The following is a 20,954-nucleotide window of genomic DNA, read 5'->3' on the forward strand; positions in this document are numbered from 1 at the left end:
AATCTACACCCATGTCTCCAACAAACAGATGGAAGAGGCCTCTGCCAAGTCTCCCCTCTCGGATGTAAAGCCGCCCAAGCGAAAAACCGTACCGAAAATAGAGTCTCAAAAAGACGGCAATAAAGAGAAAAAATAGAAGCGACCCCCTTCCAGAGATAGCTGGCACTGGAAGGGGGTCGCTTTTTGAGAAATCATTGTCGGACAATGCAAAAAACAGTCAAGAATGCGCGGTGATTTGCCGGGTGATCTCCTCAGCGGCTTCGCGGGCGCTGATTTGGCTGACATCGATCTTTTCTGTTTTCATCTGCTCGTAGAGGGGCAGCCGCTGGAGGCTGCGGGGAATGACGTCAGCTGCGCGGGCCCCCTGCTCTACATCCCTTTGCAGGCGGGCCTGCAGGGCCTCTGGGGTGCAGACAAGGGTGAACACCCGGCAATCAAAGGAGAGACCGGTGAGCCGGTCCAACAGTTCGTCGAGGATCTCCCTCTGGTGGATGACCCAGCCGAAGAGGACGTATTGCAGACTGCTGTTTTGCAGAAAATTGCGGAGGAGAAAGGCGATGTTTTCCATCACCATTGCCTTGTTTTCATCGCTGACGACAAAGGGCTCCATATCCCAGCACCAGTCCCCGTCGAGAAAGACGCTGGGCGTCAGTATCTTTTTGAGGGCTTGGCAGGTGGCGGTCTTCCCCACCCCCATGGTGCCGTTGACGACGATCAGCTGTTTTTTCATGGCTTCTTCCCTCCCCCGGACTTGGCTTTGGGATGGTGCTTTTTGTAGGAGGTGCGGGCTGCGTGCCGGACGGCGTTGTGGTAGAAAGCGGTGGACTGAGGGGTGAGATGCCCCACCAGCGCCTGCACGTTTTGAATGGGGGCGCCGCTTTGCAGGAGATGGGCGGCAAAGGACTGCCGCAGGGCCTTGGCGGTGGCCCCTTCCCCCAGCCCGGCCCTGGCCGCATACTTGCGCACCTGTTTGCAAAACCCCTGTCGGGAGAGGGGCCCGCCTTCCAGATTGCGAAAGAGCAGGTCTTGTGAGGCGCCCTCCCCGTCGGACGGAAGGGCGGACAAAACCTCCTGGCAGTAGCGCTGCAGCAGCTGCAAGCACTGGGGGTAGAGGGGGACGCTCCGCTGCGCACCGTCCTTCCCTTCCACCACAAGGCGGCTCTTTTTAAAGTTGATCTGCCAGGGGTGCAGGGCCAGCAGCTCTTTGACCTGAATGCCGGAAGCGTAGATCAGCTCCATCATGGCGCGATCCCGCAGCCCCGTGGGGGTGGAGAGATCGGGGACCTGCAGAAGGCGGTCCACATCGGCCGGAGAGAGGAATTCGGGAAAGGGGCGCAGATAGTTTTGCACGACCAGCGACTGGGTCTGCACCTGGCTGTACTCCACCAATTCCGCCTGTTTGAGGTATTTGACAAAGGCGTTGATGGAGGAGACCTTGCGGTTCAAGGTGGCCGGCTTGAGTCCCTGTTCGCGCAGCGCGCCCAAATAGGCCTCGACGGCGCCGTCGGTGATGGCATCGGTGTTGCCGGCAAAGGAGATGGCCTGCAAAAAGCCGTTTACATCGGACAGGTAGGCCCGCGAGGTGCCGGTGGAGACCTTGCCGCAGAGATGGGCGGCAAACTGTTCAGCAATGGAATACATTGCGCTCCTTCCCTCCCCTTTTCATCTTGTTTTTTAAGCAGCGGCCGACAGCCGCTGACAAGTCGTTCCTCACACCTGTATGTAGGAGGAGAATGCCCAAAAGCTGAGCAGCTTGAGAACTGCAGAGGCGACGATCAAAGCGGTGGCGACCCCCAGGCTGTGGGTGAGGCGGCGAAAGGGCTGCCCCAGTTCTTCCTTCTCCCCCCAGAAAAGGTCCTTGCAGACGAGGTAGGAGACCCCTGCGCAGTTTCGGGCAAAGAGGAGGAGGGCGCCGGCGCACAGAACGGTGGGCATCAGCAAGATGAGGAGGTTAAAGACCGCCCCCGACACCCCGTGATAGAAATAGAGGTAGCCCCCGGTGAGCCCGGTAGAGGCCCCCTGTACCGCCAAAAAGAGGTAACAAAAAGGCACGCCGATGCCGCTGAACGAACAGCCGTAGAGACCCAAAAGGATGGCCAGCGGCGCCAAAACTCCCTGGGAGAGCACGTCCTGCCAGCGGCTGCTGATGGCGCACCGGACCCATGAACAGGCCGAAGCGCCGCTTCCCGCCTCCGCCCAGGGCAGGCCGGGCACCAATAGAGAACCCGCGACACAGCCCAACACAAAGGTGATTGCCAGGCTCAGCAGCAGTGGGTTGACGGCGCTTCCCCGCCTGTTTCGGTGCGGCCGTCGGGCCGGATGTCTTGTACGTCTCATCTTCTTTTCCCTCCTGTTCGATACAGTCTATGAGGAGGAGGGGAAGATTAGTACAAGCTCTCCCCTCCCTTGTCCTCCGCTGGACAGGAAGGGGGCAGGTGTCCTTATCGGGTGCGGAAGGGGAGAAAACAGTGAGATTATGGAAACTACTATACCCCTTGGAAGACAAAATTACAAGGGCAAAATGCTTCCAGCGATGGATGTGCGTTTCTCCCTTGCCCCTCTCTTTCAAAAATGAACGCCGGGCCGCCTGTGATCGAGTCAATACAAATTTCCCGAGCACGCCACCCCTGCTCTGGAGCGGTGCGCCCGGGAATCGATTTCGATCCTATTCTTTGTGTCAGCGGTGCTTTTTGCGGTAATTGACCCCCCAAACGCCCCCCAAACAGGCGGGGATGACACAGATGGCCAGTTTGGTGATGGCCATGGGGCCAAAAGCGAGCCCAAAGGTGAGCAGGGAGAGCCCGAGATAGAGCAGGTAGAGCAGCACCCCCGACAGGGCGCCGATGGCCATCCCGTTTTGCCGGCGGATGCGGGCGGCGACAAAGCCCGCCAAAAAGCCGCCCAACGCCAGGATGACGGTGGTGCCGGCAATAAAAAAGGCGCTGCCAAAATCGTGTAGGGTCATGGTGAAGGCAAAAATCGCCAGGGTGAGAGCCGTGCCCAGGATTCCAGCGCCGACGCCGATGAGCCAGTGTTTGATGAAACTGCCACCCTCTGTTTTGACCGGCCCCTTTGCCGCGGTTCTCTCCCCTGTACGCATCGTCTGTTCCCTCCGTCTATTTAGACTTTGGTACAGTCTATGTGGCCGAGCAGGGCATTATGCGGGCTTTTGCTGCAGCTGGTCGCTGATCTCCCGCAGCATGGCTGGCACGTCCAGCGGTTTTGCCAGGTGCCCGCTCATCCCCGCATCCATAGCGGCCTGTATGTCCTCGGCAAAGACGTCCGCCGTCATGGCCAGGATGGGGACGGTGGCGGCGTCCGCCCGCACCATCGCGCGGATCTGTCGGGCCGCCTCATGTCCCCCCATCACCGGCATGTGGACATCTAACAAAATCAAGTCGAAAAAACCAGGTCCGGTGCTGGCAAACCGTTCGACACAAGCCAGCCCGTTTTCGACCGCCTCTACCTGTGCGCCAAAGCTCTGCAGCAACTCTTGGGCGATTTCCCGATTGAGGGGGTTGTCTTCGGCCAGCAGGATGCGCCGTCCGGCGAGGGAGACCTCCTCTCCCTGCGCCTCTTCTTCGGAGGCTTCTCCCAGAGCATACTGCCGCAAGCAGCGGCGAAGAGCGGATGGAAACAGGGGCTTTTGCAAAAACCCGGTGACGCCGAGAGCCAGGGCCTCTTCCTCTGCCGGAGACCAATCACAGGCAGAGGTGAGTAGGAGGGGAACGCCTTTTCCAAGCCGCCGGATGGCGCGAACAGCCTGAAAGCCGCCGGGGTCGGTGGGCTGCCAGCCGAGGAGGATGAGATCCCACTCCTCTTTTTGTGCCCTTTGGGCCGCAGCCTCTCCCCCCTCGGCGGTCTGCACCTCTGCACCCAGGTCGCGCAGGGCAGCGGCGGCCGCTTGACAGGAGGGCTCGTCACTGTCGGCCACCAGAACGCGCAGCGGGGGCAGTGATGGAGATCCCTCCGCCCCTTCAGGGGAGAGAGGGAGGTCTACCTCTACAGTAAAGGCGGTTCCCTTGCCGGGAGCGCTGTCCACAGAAATGGTCCCCCCCATCAGGTCGACAAGCATCTTGGTGATGGCCATCCCCAGACCGCTTCCCTCGATTTGATCGACCCGACTGTCCTGTTCCCGCACAAAGGAGGTGAAGAGGTGCTCTAGGAATTCCGCCTTCATCCCGATACCGCTGTCAGAAACCCGAAAGATCAGGTGGGCACATCCCTCGCAGGGGGAGGGGGTCTCCTCCACCTCCAGGCGGATGGAACCGCCCTCTGGGGTGAATTTGACGGCGTTGGAGAGGAGGTTGAGAAGCACCTGTCGCAGCCGCAGCCCGTCAAAGCAGAGGGTCTCATGGGAGACCTGACAGGCCACTGCTTCAAAGCGCTGGCGCCGCTGGCGAACGATGGGCTGCGTGACGGTGACCATGTCGGCCAATAAATCGGCCAGCGAGGCGGACTCGGTGCGGAGGGTCATCTTTCCGCTTTCGATTTTGGAGAGATCCAGCACGTCGTTGATGAGCCCCACCAACAGCTGGCCGGACTGTTGGATGTTCTTCATGTACTCCCGCACCTTCTGGGGCTCCTCGGCGTGGTCTGCGGCGAGCCGGGCCATGCCCAAAACGGCATTCATGGGGGTGCGAATGTCGTGGGACATATTGGAGAGAAACCGGCTTTTGGAGCGATTGGCACTTTCGGCCGCTTCGCGGGCTGCCTCCTGCATCTGCAGGACCCGGCGGGAAAAGTGGCGATAGATCAGAAAGATGGCGGCCAAAACCAAAACCGCCGCCAGAATAAAGGCGAAGAGGACCTGGGAGTGTCGGGTGATGGTCTCGGCCTGTTCCATGATCACCCCGTCAGGGACGATGGAGACCACATACCAGCCGTCGGCGTTTTCCAGCGGCACATAGCAGAACACATAGTCCTCATTTTGATACTGAAAGCGGGCCACCCCCCGCTGGCCGTCCGCCAGCGCCGCCTGAAAGGATTCCACCGCTTGGGCGCTGTTGCCCTGTAAGTCGATGATGTCAAAGAGATTTTGAAAGGTGCGGTTGCTGTTTCGGTGTTGGGAGCGAATGAGGATGGCCCCCTCCCGGTTGACCACGTAGGAAAAGCCAGTGTTGCCGTAGAAAGAGAGGGAGAACCGGTCGGCGATCTCGCTGCGGGGCTGCACTTTTTGCAGGTAGCCCGCAGTTCCGTCTGCAAAGAAAAAGCGCTCGTAGACGCCCACCGTCCAGACCCCGGTGCGCCCTTCCAAAAAGGGTTCGCGCATCCCCTGTCCCTGCAGGGCCTGAAAGACCTCCAGCTGTGGCTCGCGCAGGGGAACGCCCCCCTCCCGCAAACTGGTATAGGCGATCCCCCTTTCCAGATCGACGCAGAGAAAGTCGCCCTCGTCGCCGCCGGCCAGCCGCAACTTCTCCTGGATGGCGTCCGCATCGCCCGGCTGCTCCTCCGCCAACTCGACGGCCAAGAGGTGCAGGGCATCGGCATCCTTTTCCAGGTAGACGTCCAGGGCGTGGCGGCCCTGGGCAGTCACCTCTAAAATATCGGTGACTGCCATGTCCCAGAGGGCATTCTGGACGCTGTGGATGTAGAAAAAGCCGCCAGCTAAGAGGGCTGCCACCGCCAGGGTCACCAGTAGCACCACTGCGACCACCCTGTGCTTAACCTTCACAAAAAGGCCCCCTTTCTCTCTGTTCTGTGTCGCCTTCCCCCTACTGGGAAATCAGCTCTTCCATCCGGCTGACCGCCGACTCGGCACCGTCCCCTTCGAGCATGCCGGCGATGCACTGGCGGGTGACATCCCAGATGGGAAGTTGCAGGTTATCGTCCGCTCCGAGGACACAGCGGCCGTTGGTGAGGTAGGGGCCGATGGACTGAATGGCCTTGTCCTCCGCCAGACGGTTTTCGTCCAGGGGGCTAAAGGAACTCTGGCTGTCGACAAACTCCCAGAGGGCGTCAGGCTGGGTCAGATACTCGACAAAGCGCTTGGCTTCTTCCAGGTGGGGGCTGTCGGCGTTGACACTGACGCGGGTATCCACGTTGACCACCAGCACGCTTCCGTCCTCTGCAATGGGATAGGGGCGCACCTCGAAGGAGAAATCGGGCGAACACTCCCGCAGGCGGGGGGTGGCCCAGGCGCCGGTGAGCATAAAGGGCCGCTCTCCCCCGGCAAAGAGGATCAGGTCGTCCTTGGTCTTGGCGGTGTCCCGCGCCTCCTCCTTATCCACCCAGCCGCGCGACAACATCTCTTCTACAAAGGAGAACCCGGGGCGAAGGGCCTCGGCCAGGTTCGCCTCGCCGCTGTTGAAGCGGCCGATGGCGGCCACTGGGTCCTCGCTCTGGTAGACCGGCAGCATGGCCTTGGCAATGGCCACCGTCTTGAGGGAGATGTCGTTGTTGGCAACGATAGGGGTGATGCCCTGGCCCACAAAGTAGTCGCAGACGGCCTCGAATTCAGCCAGGTTTTCGGGGACCTTTTGCCCGTGTTCTTTTAGCAAGTCCAGATTGCAGTAAAGGCCGAAGGCGGAGATGGAAGTGGGGATGTAGTAGAGGGTGTCACCGGCGTACATCTGGCTTTTGGCCAGACCGCTGAAGCGGTCCAAAGTGGAGAGGTCGGAGAGATCCGCAAGTTTTCCCTGGGCCCCCAGTTCCAGCGCCCGTTCGTGATCCACCATGAAAATGTCGTCTCCGTTGCCGGTGGCAAGACGCTTGCTCAACACCTCAAAGTACTCGGGGCTCTTGATGCCGTCATAGGAGATGTTGGTCTCGGGGTGTTCATCCATGTAGCCGTGGAGAGCATCCTCAATGGCCGTGACGTTGAGCGCTTCGTACTTGAAGCCAAAAAAGGTGAGCTCGCACCCCCGCTCCTCTCCCCGACCGGAGGGAAAGACCCTGTTTTCCCCCGGCCCGTCCGAACAGCCGCTGAAGGCAGCGACCGCCAGAGCCAGCGAGACAAGAAGGGCCAGGGCCCGCTTTCGCCTGTTCACGCGACATCATCCCCCTTTTGAAGGCTTCTCTTGCTTTACCGGGCCGTCGCGCGATCTTCCCTTGCGAAAGGTCGGCAAACACCTCTGTGGCAGCAAAGAAAAGCATCTACTGCTATCAGTGTAAATAATTGGGTGTTATTTGTCAAATTGTCCTTCTTTTTTATCCTCTGTTCCCCATCGTCGAAACAAAAAACGGCCAGACCCCACTGGTGTGAGGTCTGGCCGGAAGGAGCGGAAACACTACTTTTTCTCTTTTTTGTCCTTCTCTTTTTCCTTGGGATCGGCGTTGTCAATTGGGTCGGAGAGCTTCTCCACTTCCTGCACGGCCCATTTCTTGACCCGCAGTTTGGTGCGGTCGCTGCCCGTCTCAAAGAGAACGGTGTCCTCTTTGATGGAGAGGACGCGGCCGACGATGCCGCCGATGGTGGTGATCTCGTCTGCAACCTGCAGGTCGTCGCGCATTTTCTTCAGGGCCTTGTCCTTCTTGCTCTGGGGACGGATGAGCATGAAGTAGAAGATGATCAGGATGAGGATCATGGGCAGAAAGGTCATCAGCATATTGGTGCCGCCGGCGGCCTCCAGCAAAAACAAATTCGACATTGATAGTTTCCCTCCAAAAAAATTACAGTATTTTTATTATACTATCTGTTTGCCGGTTTTTCAACCAGTTTGCAAATCTTCACGCAGCGTTCACATCTTCCGCTAGATGCGGGTGTCCAGCAAATCGACATATTGGGCGCGAAACGCCTCAAAGGTCCCCTCTTCCAGGGCGGTGCGAATTTTTTCCATCAGGGTGTTGTAGAAGTAGAGGTTGTGCATCACCGCCAGCCGTTGGCCCAGCTTTTCGCCGGCGCGGAAGAGGTGGCGGATGTAGGCGCGGGAGTGGCGGCGGCAGGTGGGGCAGTCGCACTGGGGGTCGATGGGCAGGGTGTCCCGCTCGTACTTCTGGTTGTTGATGTTGCGAATGCCCTCCCAGGTGAAGAGATGGCCGTGGCGGGCGTTGCGGCTGGGCATGACGCAGTCGAAGAGGTCGATCCCCCGCCAGACCCCCTCGATGATGTTGCCGGGGGTGCCCACCCCCATGAGATAGCGGGGCTTGTCCTGCGGCAGGTATTCATCCACCACCGAGAGGATGTGATACATCTCCTCCTTGGGCTCTCCCACCGCCAGGCCGCCCACGGCGTAGCCGTCCAGATCGAGGGCGGCGATCTTCTTGGCGTGTTCGATCCGCAGGTCCTCGTATGTGCCCCCCTGGTTGATGCCAAAGAGCATCTGGTGGGGGTTGTTGCGGTCGGGCAGGGCGTTGAGCCGGGCCATCTCGGCCTTGCAGCGAACCAGCCAGCGGTAGGTGCGGTCGCAGGAGGGCTTGACATAGCTGTACTCGGCCGGCAGCTTGATGCACTCGTCAAAGGCCATGGCGATGGTGGAGGCCAGATTGGACTGGATCTGCATGCTCTCCTCCGGGCCCATGAAGATTTTTCGCCCGTCGATGTGGGAGGCGAAGGTGACCCCTTCCTCCCGAATTTTGCGCAGCCCCGCCAGGGAAAACACCTGAAAGCCGCCGCTGTCGGTGAGGATGGGGCGCTCCCACCCCATAAATTTGTGGAGACCGCCCAGTTCGTGGATCAGCTTGTCCCCCGGGCGCAGGTGGAGGTGGTAGGTGTTGCACAGCTCCACCTGGGTGCGCAGGTCCACCAGGTCGTAGGAGCTGACCGCCCCCTTGATGGCCGCCACCGTGCCCACATTCATAAAGGCAGGGGTCTGCACGGTGCCGTGCACCGTTTTGAATTCGCCCCGGCGGGCGTGGCCGGACTGTTTGAGCAGGGTGTACATAGTTCACTTCCTTGTCTGGGCGCGCCCCGGTGGACGCGCCGGTTCATACAGGCCATTATTATAGACATTTGGCGGCCAAAAGTCAATTTGCCCGCCTGTCTATCCCCCCTTCCCGCCTTCCCTCTCGGGCGGCGGTTCGACAAGGAGGGGCGGATTTGCTATAATAAAACGCAACAGCGTCCCGCCAAATGGATGTTGCAGGGCGGGCAGTCGAGAGGAGTGACGGAGATTGGGTCTGAACGAAATCATCAAGGCAGTCAACGACTTTGTCTGGGGGCCGGTGATGTTGGTGCTCCTGGTGGGGACCGGCGTCTTTTTGACCCTGCGGCTGGGCTTTCTCCCCTGGCGAAACCTGGGACACGCCCTGAAATCGGTCTTTTCGCGGGAGAAAACAGCCGCCGGAGGAGAGGGGGACATCTCCGCCTTTCAGTCGCTGATGACCGCCCTGGCGGCCACCATCGGCACCGGCAACATCGTCGGGGTGGCCACGGCCATGGTGTTGGGCGGGCCGGGGGCCCTGGTGTGGATGTGGGTCAGCGCCCTTTTCGGCCTCTCCACCAAGTACGCCGAGAGCGTGCTGGCGGTAAAATACCGGGTCAAAACCAAGAGCGGCGAGATGGCGGGCGGGCCGATGTACGCCCTGCGCGACGGCTTCCCCATCCGCTGGATCGGCGCGGTGCTCGCCTTTCTCTTTTCGCTGTTTGCTGTTCTGGCCTCCTTCGGCATCGGCAATCTGACCCAGGCAAACTCCATCTCCGACGCGGTGGGCTCGACTTTCGGGGTGCCCACCTGGGTGACCGGCCTGGTTCTGGCCGCGCTGGTTGGCGTGGTGCTGGTGGGGGGCATTCAGTCCATCGGCAAGGTCTGTGGGGTCATCGTGCCGGTGATGGCGGTCTTTTACTTTGTGGCGGGGATCGCGGTCATCGCCCTCAACGCCGGCAACCTGCCCCAGGGGCTGGCTGAAATTGTGCGGATGGCCTTCTCCCCCACCGCTGTGGCCGGCGGGGTGGGCGGCACCATCACCGCCACCGTCCTCTCCTCCATGCGCTGGGGGGTGGCGCGCGGGGTCTTTTCCAACGAGGCGGGTCTGGGCTCGGCCCCCATTGCGGCCGCTGCCGCCAAGACCGACCACCCCTCCCGCCAGGGCTACATCAACATGACCGGCACCTTTTTCGACACCCTGGTGGTCTGCTCGGTGACCGGGCTGGCCATTGCCTCTTCGGGGGTGCTGGGGACGGTGGGGGCCGACGGAAAGCTGCTCGACGGGGTCAACCTGACCATTGCCGCCTTTCGCACCGCCCTCGGGTCTGCCGGGGGGATGATCGTCACGGTGGGCATCGCCCTCTTTGCCTTCTCCACCATTCTGGGGTGGGAGTACTACGGAGAGAAGTCGCTGGAATACCTGGTGCACTCCCGCGCGGCCAACTACCTCTACCGGGTCCTCTTTTCCCTGGTGACCTTCCTGGGGGCCACCACCTCGCTGGAAGTGGTCTGGAACTTTTCAGATACCATGAACGGGCTGATGTCCATCCCCAACCTGATTTGTCTGCTCGCCCTCAGTGGGGTGGTGGCCCGGGAGTGCCGCGACTACCAAGAGCACGTCTTGATTCCCCAGAGGGCTGAAAAGCGGGCGTTGCGGGCCCAAAAACGCTCGGCGGGAAAAGTCTAGAAAAGCGGATAAAAGGCGCTGGAAAGGGCATTTTTCATGGACTGAGCTCTCCCTATAAAAACAGTTGGCGGACGCCGCGGCATTTTTTGCCACAGCGCCCGCCCATTTTTGTCGTCTTGAAAAACGTCCCTGTTTTGTTGTCCTCGCGGAGGAAGGGTCTCTTCCCTTTAGCGCCCTTCTTTTTTCGGCTCGCCTTCTTCTAAAGGGGTACAGAGGGAGAATCGATTTTTGCGATAGCGGATGACCCCCTCCCGCCGCAGGCGGTTGAGGGCGACGGAGAGGCCGCTGCGCTCGACACAGAGGTAGTCAGCCAACTGCTGCTGGTCAAAGGGGATCAAAAAGTGCTCGCTCCCCTGGAAGGCGGCCTGTTCAGATAGGTAGGAGAGAAGTTTTTCGCGGGTGGTGCGCTTGGAGAGATGGCCGATTTTGCGGTTGAGGAAGATGTTCTTCTCCGCGAGGATGCCCATCATGTTCCCCACCAACTGGGGGTGAAAGGAGCAGGGCGGATCGCCGGATAAGAGTCGCGCCGCGTCAAAGCGGAGGACGGCCCCCTCCCCACAGGCCAGCACGGTGACCGGCGAGAGCTGGGTGGGCCCCGGCGCACAGGCAAACGCCTCGCCGAAGAGGTCGCCGGGGCCCAATTCCGCCAGGATGGTGCGCTCGCCATTGTACTCCTCCCGCAGGACCTGGGCCCGCCCGGCGAGGAGGACGGCGATCTGGCTGACCGGCTCCCCGGCGTCGAGAAGGATGGCCCCCTTGGAAAATTTGCTCCAGCGCGCGCCGAGGCAGGACAAGAGCTGTGGCAGCTCCCCCGCCTCGATCCCCGAAAAGAGCGGCGAAGGCGGCAGTTCTGGCAGATGGTTCACAGATGGCTTCCCCCTCTTTCCCCCGGTGCCCATGCACGGCAGGAAAATGTTTGATTTTATCTATTTGTTGAATTTTCAACAGAACAAACAGTTGTATTGTACTATACTGGACCCAGGAAAGCAAGGAAATACAGGGGATCAGACCAATTGGGAGGAATTGTGATATGAAGCGAAAAATCATCAAAATCGACCGGGACGCCTGCGTGGGCTGCGGCCTCTGTGCAGAGGCCTGCCATGAGGGGGCCATCGGCATGGTGGATGGAAAGGCAGAGCTGCTGCGGGAGGACTACTGCGACGGTCTGGGCGACTGTCTGCCGGCCTGCCCGGTGGGGGCCATCACCTTTGAGGAGAGAGAGGCGCCGGCCTATGATGCGGCGGCGGTCAAAGCCGCCCAGTCGGCCAAACAGGCGGGGACAGCCCCCCTTCCCTGCGGTTGCCCGGGCAGTCAGTCGCGGGCCATCGCCCCCAAGGAGTCGGTGCGGGAGGAGACAGCCACCTGCGGCAGTGAACTCTCCCAGTGGCCGGTGCAGATCAAACTGGCCCCGGTGGGCGCCCCCTATTTTGACGGGGCGGACCTGCTGATTGCAGCCGACTGTACCGCCTATGCCTACGGCGATTTCCACCGGCGCTTTATCCGGGGAAAGATCACCCTCATCGGTTGCCCCAAACTGGACGAGGGGGACTACGCGGAAAAGCTCACCGAGATTTTGGCCCGAAACAACATCCACAGCCTTCAGGTGGTGCGGATGGAGGTCCCCTGCTGCGGCGGGATAGAGCAGGCGGTCAGACGGGCGCTGAAGGGCTGCGGCAAGGAGATCCCCTGCTGGGTGACGGTGATTTCCACCGAGGGAGAGGTGCTGGCCGAGCACCGCTGCTGATGCCTTTCTCCAACAGAAAGAGTGCGGTCCCCCACAGGCGGGGGACCGCATTCTTTTGCGTTGATGCGAGAGGGTCAGAGGATGAACATGGCGTCGCCAAAACTGTAAAAGCGGTATTTTTCCTCCACTGCCACCTGGTAGGCGTGCAGTACATTCTCCCGCCCGGCGAGGGCGCTCACCAGCATGATGAGGGTGCTTTCGGGCAGGTGGAAGTTGGTGATGAGCCCGTCGATGACCCCGAACTGATAGCCGGGGTAGATGAAGATGTCGGTGTCGTCGGAAAAGGCCATCAGTCTGCCGTTTTTCTGGTAGCAGGACTCGAGGGTGCGGGTGCTGGTGGTCCCCACCGAAATGACCCGGTGCCCTTCCGCCTTGCAGCGCTCGATGATGTCGACGGTCTCCTGGGGGATGACGTAGTGCTCGGTGTGCATCTTGTGCTCGAGCACATTCTCCTCCTTCACCGGGCGAAAGGTGCCCAGCCCCACATGGAGGGTGACCGAGGCGATGATGACCCCCTTGTCACGGAGGGTCTGCAGCAGCTCGTCGGTGAAGTGGAGGCCGGCGGTGGGGGCGGCGGCAGAGCCCCGCTCCCTGGCGTAGACGGTCTGGTAGCGCTCGCTGTCCTCAAGCTCCTCGTGGATGTAGTGGGGCAGCGGCATCTGGCCGATTTGGTCGAGGAGGTTGTAGAAGTCCTCGCCCTTGCAGTCAAAGGAGATGACCCGGTTGCCGTCGTCCCGCACCTCGGTGATCTCGCCGGTGAGCAGCCCTTCGCCAAAGGTGAGGCGGACGCCGGTCTTCAGCTTGCGGCCGGGTTTGACCAGGCACTCCCAGCGGGTGACGGGGCCCAACTGTTTGAGCAGCAGCACCTCGCCCTTGGCCCCGGTGTCGGACTTCTGGCCGTAGAGACGGGCGGGCAGGACCCGGGAGTCGTTGACCACCAGTACGTCGCCGGGCTCGAGCAGCTCGACGATGTCGTAAAAGTGGCGGTGGGTGATCGCGCCGGTGCGGCGGTCAAGCTGCATGAGCCGGGAGTGGTCCCGGGGATAGATGGGGGTTTGGGCAATGCGCTCTTCGGGCAGGTCATAATAAAAATCGCTTTTTCGCAGCATGGCAAGTCCAGTCCTTTGCTTTTCAAATTGACAGATACGGGTGCGGGTGTTATGATAGGGGCAACTGAATATAGATAAAGATAGAGGTGCGGTTTTGATCAGTACCGCCGGCTAGGCGCCAAGCCGCAAACGCCGGTGGGAAAGGCAACGCCGCCGAAGGGGACGCCTTTGGCATAGGGGCCCCTGGGCGCAGGCCTGAACAAGGCTGCGACTGTCATCATGTGACATGGTGGAGAGCTATCGGATCTGGCTCTGTGTGCCTGCAAAGACGCGGCCGCAGAAGCTCCATACCTTTCTATTATATTGCATGCTATGCCGGTTTTCAACCGGTTTTTTCTTTTTCTGTAGGAAGGGATCGAGAAGGCACAAGGAGAAGGAGGAAATTGTGATGAGAGAATTTCAAGTGGGCGTTGTCGGCGCGACAGGGATGGTCGGCCAGCGCTTTATCACCCTGTTGGAGGGGCACCCCTGGTTTCACCTAAAGGTGCTGGCGGCCTCTGCCCGCTCGGCGGGAAAGACCTATGAAGAGGCGGTGGGCAGCCGCTGGGCCATGAGCGCCCCCATGCCCGAGTCGGTCAAGTCGATGCGGGTGCTCGACGCCGAAAAGGACATCGACGAGATCACCCACCAGGTGGACTTTGTCTTCTGCGCCGTCAACATGAAAAAAGATGAGATCAAGGCCCTGGAAGAAGCCTATGCCAAGCGGGAGTGCCCGGTCATCTCCAACAACTCGGCCCACCGCGGGGTGGCCGACGTGCCGATGATCGTGCCGGAAATCAATCCCGAGCACGCCGCTGTCATCGAGGCGCAGCGGGCCCGCCTGGGCACCAAGCGGGGCTTTGTGGCGGTCAAGTCCAACTGCTCGCTGCAGAGCTATGTGCCCGCCATCCACCCCCTGATGGACTTTGGGGTCACCAAGGTGCTGGCCTGCACCTATCAGGCCATCTCCGGCGCGGGCAAGACCTTTGAGACCTTCCCCGACATTGTGGACAACGTGATCCCCTTTATCGGTGGCGAGGAGGAGAAGAGCGAGCAGGAGCCCCTGAAGATTTGGGGCAAGATCGAGGGCGGCGAGATCGTCAACGCCGAGGGGCCCTCCATCACCACCCAGTGCCTGCGGGTGCCGGTGTCCGATGGACACACCGCCGCGGTCTTTGTCTCCTTTGCCAAAAAGCCCACCGTCGAGGAGATCAAGGCGCGCTGGGCGGCCTTTGCCGGGGAGCCGCAGGAGCTGGACCTCCCCTCCGCCCCCAAGCAGTTCCTCCACTATTTTGAAGAGAGCGACCGCCCCCAGGCCAAGTTGGACCGCAACCTGGAAAACGGGATGGCGGTCTCCATCGGCCGCCTGCGGGAGGACACCCAGTACGACTACAAATTTGTCTGCCTCTCCCACAACACCCTGCGTGGGGCCGCTGGCGGCGCGGTGCTGATGGCGGAGCTGTTGGCCGCCAAGGGCTATTTGGACTGATTGGCAAAGCCGCAGAGGCGCGGCCTTTGCGCTTTTTGACTGGGAGGAGTGTCACCGATGAAGAAAACTGTATTTACCGGCGCCGGTGTGGCCATTGTGACCCCATTTTTAGAGGACGGCCAGGTCAACTACCCCAAACTGGGGGAGCTCATTGACTGGCAGATCGAGAGCGGCACCGACTGCATCGTCACCTGCGGGACCACCGGCGAATCCGCCGCCATGAGCCACGAGGAGCACATGGACGTGGTGCGCTACACCGTAAAAAAGGTGGCCGGCCGGGTGCCGGTGGTGGCCGGTGCGGGCAGCAACGACACCGCTGTGGCGGTGGAGCTGTCCAAACTCAGCAAAGAGGCGGGGGCCGACGCCCTGCTGCACGTCACCCCCTACTACAACAAGACCTCACAGCGGGGACTGGTGAAGCACTTTACCGCCATTGCCGACGCCACCGACCTGCCGGTGATCCTCTACAACGTCCCCTCCCGCACCGGGGTGGGCATCCAAATCGACACCTACCGGGAGCTGGGAAAACACCCCAACATTGTGGCGGTGAAGGAGGCAAACGGCAACATCTCCGAAATCGCCAAGCTGTTTGCCGCCTGCGGCGACTGTCTGGACGTCTATTCGGGCAACGACGACCAGATCGTTCCCATCCTCTCCCTCGGGGGCAAAGGGGTCATCTCGGTGCTCTCCAACGTGATGCCCAGGGAGGCCCACGAGATTTGCCAGCTCTACTTTGACGGCAAGACTGCCGAGAGCGCCGCCCTGCAGCTGAAACTGCTGCCCCTGATCAACGCCCTCTTCATGGACGTCAACCCCATCCCGGTGAAGGACGCCATGAACCTGATGGGGCTGGGCGTGGGCGAATGCCGCCTTCCCCTCTGCTCCATGGCGGAGGGCCAGTTGGCTGCCCTGCGGGAGATTTTGGCCCAAAACGACTTGGTGGAGGGCAGATAGATGGTCCGTATTTTACTCGCAGGCGCCCTCGGCAAGATGGGCCGGGTGGTGAGCCAGTGTGTGTCCGAGCGGGAGGATTGCCAGATCGCGGCGGGAATCGACATCGCCGGGCCGGCAGAGGGCCTCCCCTTTCCCCTCTATCGCTCCATCGGGGAGTGCCCCCTGGAAGGGGATGTGATCGTCGATTTCTCCCACCCCTCCCTGCTGGGAGAGATCCTGCGCTTTGCCAGGGAGAAAAAGGTGCCGGCGGTGATCTGTACCACCGGCCTCTCGCCCGAGCAGGTGTCCGAGATCAGGGAGAGCGCCAAAGAGGTGCCCATCTTCTTCAGCGCCAACATGTCCCTGGGCATCAACCTCCTCTCCGCCCTGGCGCAGAAGGCGGCTCAGGTGCTGGGGGGGCAGTTTGACATTGAAATCCTAGAGAAGCACCACAACCAGAAAGTGGACGCCCCCAGCGGCACCGCCCTGATGCTCGCCGACGCCATCAACGAGGTGGCAGACGGACGGTACGAGTACGTCTATGACCGCCACAGCGTTCGCCGAAAGCGCGGCAAAGAGGAGCTGGGCATCCACTCGGTGCGGGGCGGCACCATCGTCGGTGAGCACGAGGTGATTTTTGCCGGGCGCGACGAGGTGCTCACTCTAAGTCACAGCGCCACCTCCAAGGAGGTATTCGCCGTGGGGGCGGTCAACGCAGCGGTCTTTTTGGCGGGGCAGAAGCCCGGCCTGTACGACATGGCGTCCCTCCTATAAAGGGAAACGCCTTGTAAGAGAAAGGATGGCAAAGATGATTGGTGTAACCAGTATTGCGGCAGTGGAGGACCAGATGGTGGTCACCTTCCGCAACATCGACGGTCAGTCGCAGTTTTTGGAAGAGGTTTTTTTGGAGATCGCCAAGGTGGATGTCAACCTGGATATGATTTCCCTCACCACTTCGGAGGACGCCACCTGCAGCTTTTCCTTCACCACCTCCAACCGCTACTATGTCAAAGTGGTCGAGGTGCTGGGGGCCATCCGCAGGGACTTCCCCGAAATCAAATTCTCCATCTCCGACGGTTATGCCAAGCTGGTGGCCGCAGGGGAAGAGATGCAGTTCTGCCCCGGTGTGGCGGCGGCGGTGATCGCTGCAGTCAAGCAAAGCGGCGCTTCCATCGCCATGATCACCACCTCGGAGACCGACATCTCCCTGTTGCTGCCTGCGGGGGACCTGGGGGCGGCCAAAGCGGCGCTGGAAGGGTGAGTTTCTCCCCTTCTCCGTTCCCCAAAAGGCGATTTGCCATGGGGTACAGTTTGGGAGATGACCCAGCAGACAATCTGATGGGCGGCAATCTCCCCCCTCCCCCGGCCGAAATCGGCGATATAGACCAAAAACGAAAATCAAAAAACAGAAACGGGCCTCTTGGGGGCCCGTTTTGTTGTGCAAAATTTGCACAAATATTTATGTAATATGAACAAAAAAACGATAAAAAGATTGGCCCCAAAAATGGCATCAAATCTGGTCAAATAGCCCTTAAATCGGCTGTCATGTGTTTGCTTTTTGTAAAAGAATATTGTATCATTATTAGCGATGTCGATTTTAAAAGAGGAGGGTCATATTTGAATCAGCGAAACGATATGACGCGTGGGGATCACATCATGAAGCAGCTTTTCTTCTTCATGCTCCCCATGCTGCTGGGAAACATCTTTCAGCAATTTTACAACATCGCCGACACAGTGATTGTCGGCAACTGGGTCGGCGCGGATGCGCTGGCGGCCGTTGGGGCGAGCAGCCCTATTTTCTTTTTGTTTGTCGCGGCTGCCAACGGCATGTCCGCCGGCGGCGGGGTGGTCATCGGCCAGTACTTCGGCGCGGGCGACCACAAGCGCTGCCGAAAATCCATCACCACCTTTTTGATTTTTGAGGGAGTCGTCGCCACCGCTCTGGGAATCGTGGGCATCTTTATCTGCAAGCCCATCCTGCAGATGATCAACACCCCGGCCAACATCATCGACGGCGCCAACACCTACCTGTGCATCTACATGGGCGGGTTGGCCTTCAACTTCCTCTACTTCGCCCTCTCCGCAGTTTACCGCGCCCTGGGCGACAGCAAACCCCCGCTCTACTTCCTGATCATCTGCACCATCTTGAACATCGTGCTGGATCTGGTCTTTGTCATCAACTTCGGCTGGGGGGTTGCCGGTGTGGCCATTGCCACCATCATCAGCCAGACCGTCTGCTGTGTTATCTCCTGGATCGTGCTCTACAAGAAGATCGCCTTCCTGGAACAGCCAGACGAGACGGGATGGGCCCGTTACTACAACAACGAAATGGCCATGAAGATGTTCAAACTGGCCATCCCCTCCACCATTCAGATGAGCTCGGTCTCCCTGGTGGGCATCATGATGCAGGGGATCATCAACAACTACGGCACCGCCTATATCGCGGCCTACACTGCGGCCAACAAGGTGGACAACATCACCTTTATGCCCGCCATGAGCATCGGCGTGGCCATGAGCGCCTTTACGGCCCAGAACATCGGCGCCGGGAAAATCAAACGGGTGCGGGAAGGCGTCAAGATGGGCAACCTGCTCTCCCTCATCTTCTGCCTCTCGGTTTCTGCCGTGGTCTTTTTGCTGGGACCCACCATTGTCTCGTGGTTCATCAGCGGCGAGGGGTCGCAGCAAATCATCGACATTGGCTCGGTGATGGTTCGCTTTATTGTGACCTTCACCTTCCTGAGCGGGCTGCGAAACGTCTATGAGAACACCCTCAAAGGGGCGGGTGACATGAACATGGTGATGTTCATCACCATCGCGGGAATGGTGGTCCGCTACCTGGCCGCCCTGGTGATGATGAAGCCCTTCGGCTTTGCCGCCGTCTACTACTCGATCCCCGTGGCCGCCCTCTTTGAGGTGCTCGCCTCTTTCTGGCGCTGGAAGACCGACAAGTGGAAGCGCACCATTGTGGTTCGAGAAGCGGAGTTTGACGAGTCCCTCGAAGTATAAGAAAAATAGCATTTGAAAAAGAGCCGCCGGCGTTCTGCTTGAACGCCGGCGGCTCTTTTCTATTCTATCGCAGAGAGCGGCCGTTAAATGCTCTCCTCGTTTTCGATCCCCCGCAACCAGCTCTTGACCGTCTCGCAGAAGAGGTTGTGGTGCTCGATCTCCAGGTTGTGACCGGCATTTTCCCACAGCAGCAGCGAATGGCGGGTGTAGTGGTCCCTCACCAAATCGACGCACTGGGTGTAGCCCACCACATTGTCCTGTTTGCCCAGGAAAAAGAGGGTGGGCACGTCACAGAGGCCGTTTTCCTCGGGCAGTTCGCTGAAGGCGTACCCCGGGGAGTGGCTGATGCTGCGCAGATAGGGTTCGTCGATGGCGGCCGCCGAGGCAAGTTCATCCAAGAAGCGGTCATAGGTGTACTGGTCCTGAATGACAAAGAGGTTGGTGAAGAGCACCCGGTGCGAGGCGGGCAGCTGTTTGATGAGCTCCTCGTTGCGGTAGACCACCTTGAAGTTGGGGAGGATGCGCTTTTGGCGGACGGGCTCGACCAGCGGGCAGATGAAGATGCCGCCCATGATCCGCTCGGGCATGGCTGCCAGCAAGCCCCGGAGGATGTAGCCGCCGTAGGAGCGGCTGATGGCCAAAAACCGCCCGTCGGGGATGACCTGCTCGACAAAAGCTTTGACAAATTGCAGCATGTCGTCGCTGTTCTTGACCTGGTCGCAACGGGGGGTCTTCCCCATTCCGGGCAGGTCAAAATAGATCCGCTTGTAGCTGATGAAGGGGGCAAACACCGGTTCGATGCTGTGCTCCATCTGCACCATGCTCTCGGTCCAGCCGTGGATGCAGAGAACGGGGGTCCCCTCCCCTACGATCTTGTACTCTACCGGTACGCCAAACACTTCTGTCGTCATCTGCGCACACCTCTCTTTTTTGTTACAGGGTGATTTTATGGAAGGTCTTTTTCCCCTTTTTAATGATGATAAAGCCGTCTTTGAACGCGTCCAGGGAGACGCGGTGCTGGGCGTCGGCGATCTTCTCCTCGCCGACGCTGACGCCGCCCTGCTGCACCAGCCGCCGGGCCTCCCCTTTGGAGGGGGTCAGACCGGCCATCACCATCAGATCCAGCAGGCCGACGGAGCCGTCCTGCACCAGGGACTGGTCGAGGGGGGTGGTGGGCATGTGCTCAGAGGCGGAACCGGCGGCGAAGAGGGACTTGGACGCCTCGAGGGCCTTCTGCGCCTCCTCCTCGCTGTGAACCAGCTTGGTCAATTCAAAGGCCAGTTTTTCCTTGGCGCGGTTGATCTCGCGGTCCTGCAGCGCCTCGTACTGGGCAATCTCTTCCAGGGGCATAAAGGTGAGCATTTTCATGCAGTTGATGACATCGGCGTCGTCGATGTTGCGCCAGTACTGGAAGAACTCGTAGGGGCTGGTCTTCTCGGGGTCGAGCCAGACGGCGCCGCTCTCGGTCTTGCCCATCTTCTTGCCCTCTTTGGTGGTCAGCAGGGTGAAGGTCATGCCGTATGCCTCTTCCCTCTTGACGCGGCGGATCAAGTCCACCCCGCCGAGGATGTTGGCCCACTGGTCGTCGCCCCCCAGCTCCATGGTGCAGCCGACGGCGTCGTACATGTGCAGGAAGTCGTAGCTCTGCATGATCATGTAATTGAACTCGATAAAAGAGAGGCCCTTCTCCATGCGGGACTTAAAGCACTCGGCGGTGAGCATCTTGTTCACTGTAAAGTATACACCAACATCCCGCAGAAAGTCCAGATAATTTAGCTTGCAGAGCCAGTCGGCGTTGTTGAGCACCAGGGCGCGCCCGTCGGTGAAGTCGACGAACTTGGACATCTGCTGCTGGAACCGCTCCACGTTGTGGGCGATCTCCTCCTTGGTGAGCATCTTGCGCATGTCGGTCTTGCCGGTGGGGTCGCCCACCAGAGTGGTGCCGCCGCCCAGCAGGGCGATGGGGCGGTGACCGGCCTGTTGCAGCCGCCGCATCACCGTCAGCTGCAGAAAGTGCCCCACGTGAAGGCTGTCGGCGGTGGCGTCAAAGCCGATGTAGAAGGTGACCGGCTTGTCGCCGTTGAGCAGTTCTTCCACCCTCTCCATGTTGGTCGACTGGGCGATGAGTCCCCGGGCCTGCAGTTCATTAAAGATTCCCACGATACATTCTCCTTTTTCATTTGATAAAAAAAGTCCTCTGTGC

At 60.2% G+C, this 20,954-nt stretch carries 19 protein-coding genes and 1 riboswitch; of the genes, 7 read left to right on the plus strand and 12 right to left on the minus strand.

Translation table 11 applies throughout. The annotated features are described in order from the left end of the window. Positions 1 to 217 precede the first annotated feature (217 nt). The 8 genes from GT748_RS07060 to tgt form a co-directional block, all read right to left on the minus strand. The gene (locus tag GT748_RS07060; RefSeq protein ID WP_021659151.1) at positions 218 to 730 is read right to left on the minus strand and encodes an AAA family ATPase; all 513 of its coding nucleotides are present in this window, start codon (positions 728 to 730) and stop codon (positions 218 to 220) included. Next, complete coding sequence (locus GT748_RS07065) at positions 727 to 1,641, minus strand: tyrosine-type recombinase/integrase (RefSeq protein WP_021659150.1); 915 nt, start codon at positions 1,639 to 1,641, stop codon at positions 727 to 729. The genes GT748_RS07060 and GT748_RS07065 overlap by 4 nt, the downstream gene beginning before the upstream one ends. 69 nt (positions 1,642 to 1,710) lie before the next feature. Next, complete coding sequence (locus GT748_RS07070; protein ID WP_143161549.1) at positions 1,711 to 2,337, minus strand: hypothetical protein; 627 nt, start codon at positions 2,335 to 2,337, stop codon at positions 1,711 to 1,713. Between the two features lie 340 nt (positions 2,338 to 2,677). Next, positions 2,678 to 3,100 carry a TIGR04086 family membrane protein gene (locus GT748_RS07075; protein WP_021659147.1) on the minus strand — a complete coding sequence of 141 codons (423 nt, stop codon included), beginning with the start codon at positions 3,098 to 3,100 and terminating at the stop codon, positions 2,678 to 2,680. Positions 3,101 to 3,157: 57 nt separating this feature from the next. Then, complete coding sequence (locus GT748_RS07080; protein WP_021659146.1) at positions 3,158 to 5,674, minus strand: response regulator; 2,517 nt, start codon at positions 5,672 to 5,674, stop codon at positions 3,158 to 3,160. A gap of 40 nt (positions 5,675 to 5,714) precedes the next feature. Beyond that, a complete protein-coding gene (locus GT748_RS07085) occupies positions 5,715 to 6,989 on the minus strand; it encodes an ABC transporter substrate-binding protein (RefSeq protein WP_021659145.1) in 1,275 nt (424 codons plus the stop codon). A 240-nt stretch (positions 6,990 to 7,229) separates the two neighbouring features. Next, complete coding sequence (gene yajC / locus GT748_RS07095; RefSeq protein WP_021659144.1) at positions 7,230 to 7,589, minus strand: preprotein translocase subunit YajC; 360 nt, start codon at positions 7,587 to 7,589, stop codon at positions 7,230 to 7,232. A 102-nt stretch (positions 7,590 to 7,691) separates the two neighbouring features. Then, the gene (gene tgt, locus GT748_RS07100) at positions 7,692 to 8,822 is read right to left on the minus strand and encodes a tRNA guanosine(34) transglycosylase Tgt (protein ID WP_021659143.1); all 1,131 of its coding nucleotides are present in this window, start codon (positions 8,820 to 8,822) and stop codon (positions 7,692 to 7,694) included. 229 nt (positions 8,823 to 9,051) lie between these two features. Between tgt and GT748_RS07105 the strand changes: the two genes are divergently transcribed. Beyond that, on the plus strand, positions 9,052 to 10,491 hold the full coding sequence (locus GT748_RS07105) for an alanine/glycine:cation symporter family protein (protein ID WP_021659141.1): 1,440 nt from the start codon (positions 9,052 to 9,054) through the stop codon (positions 10,489 to 10,491). A gap of 167 nt (positions 10,492 to 10,658) precedes the next feature. Here GT748_RS07105 and GT748_RS07110 read toward each other — a convergent pair whose 3' ends face one another. Next, entirely contained in the window at positions 10,659 to 11,357 is a 699-nt protein-coding gene (locus GT748_RS07110; protein ID WP_044992341.1) for a Crp/Fnr family transcriptional regulator, read from the minus strand. A gap of 164 nt (positions 11,358 to 11,521) precedes the next feature. Between GT748_RS07110 and GT748_RS07115 the strand changes: the two genes are divergently transcribed. Then, the gene (locus tag GT748_RS07115; RefSeq protein ID WP_021659139.1) at positions 11,522 to 12,235 is read left to right on the plus strand and encodes a 4Fe-4S dicluster domain-containing protein; all 714 of its coding nucleotides are present in this window, start codon (positions 11,522 to 11,524) and stop codon (positions 12,233 to 12,235) included. A 74-nt stretch (positions 12,236 to 12,309) separates the two neighbouring features. Here GT748_RS07115 and queA read toward each other — a convergent pair whose 3' ends face one another. Beyond that, entirely contained in the window at positions 12,310 to 13,341 is a 1,032-nt protein-coding gene (queA, locus tag GT748_RS07120) for a tRNA preQ1(34) S-adenosylmethionine ribosyltransferase-isomerase QueA (RefSeq protein WP_186336278.1), read from the minus strand. Between the two features lie 76 nt (positions 13,342 to 13,417). Continuing rightward, a riboswitch (Lysine riboswitch) is annotated at positions 13,418 to 13,592 on the plus strand. A gap of 140 nt (positions 13,593 to 13,732) precedes the next feature. Between queA and asd the strand changes: the two genes are divergently transcribed. The 5 genes from asd (at position 13,733) to GT748_RS07145 (ending at position 18,751) form a co-directional block, all read left to right on the plus strand. Further along, a complete protein-coding gene (asd, locus tag GT748_RS07125) occupies positions 13,733 to 14,812 on the plus strand; it encodes an aspartate-semialdehyde dehydrogenase (RefSeq protein WP_044992339.1) in 1,080 nt (359 codons plus the stop codon). Between the two features lie 57 nt (positions 14,813 to 14,869). Beyond that, positions 14,870 to 15,766, plus strand: a complete 897-nt coding sequence (gene dapA, locus GT748_RS07130; protein WP_021659136.1) for a 4-hydroxy-tetrahydrodipicolinate synthase — start codon at positions 14,870 to 14,872, stop codon at positions 15,764 to 15,766. Continuing rightward, entirely contained in the window at positions 15,767 to 16,519 is a 753-nt protein-coding gene (gene dapB / locus GT748_RS07135) for a 4-hydroxy-tetrahydrodipicolinate reductase (RefSeq protein WP_021659135.1), read from the plus strand. 34 nt (positions 16,520 to 16,553) lie between these two features. Next, positions 16,554 to 17,006 (plus strand): ACT domain-containing protein, encoded by a 453-nt coding sequence (locus GT748_RS07140; protein WP_073260949.1) that lies wholly within the window; start codon positions 16,554 to 16,556, stop codon positions 17,004 to 17,006. A 356-nt stretch (positions 17,007 to 17,362) separates the two neighbouring features. After that, entirely contained in the window at positions 17,363 to 18,751 is a 1,389-nt protein-coding gene (locus GT748_RS07145; protein ID WP_161213406.1) for an MATE family efflux transporter, read from the plus strand. Positions 18,752 to 18,834: 83 nt separating this feature from the next. Here GT748_RS07145 and GT748_RS07150 read toward each other — a convergent pair whose 3' ends face one another. Together GT748_RS07150 and tyrS are read right to left on the minus strand one after the other, a co-directional pair. Next, positions 18,835 to 19,662: an alpha/beta fold hydrolase gene (locus GT748_RS07150; protein ID WP_021659132.1), complete on the minus strand. Its 828-nt coding sequence runs from the start codon at positions 19,660 to 19,662 to the stop codon at positions 18,835 to 18,837. A gap of 22 nt (positions 19,663 to 19,684) precedes the next feature. Continuing rightward, positions 19,685 to 20,914 carry a tyrosine--tRNA ligase gene (gene tyrS / locus GT748_RS07155; RefSeq protein ID WP_143161572.1) on the minus strand — a complete coding sequence of 410 codons (1,230 nt, stop codon included), beginning with the start codon at positions 20,912 to 20,914 and terminating at the stop codon, positions 19,685 to 19,687. Between the last annotated feature and the right edge of the window lie 40 nt (positions 20,915 to 20,954).

This window comes from Bittarella massiliensis (ex Durand et al. 2017), assembly GCF_009876955.1.
Classification (GTDB): Bacteria; Bacillota; Clostridia; order Oscillospirales; family Ruminococcaceae; genus Bittarella; species Bittarella massiliensis.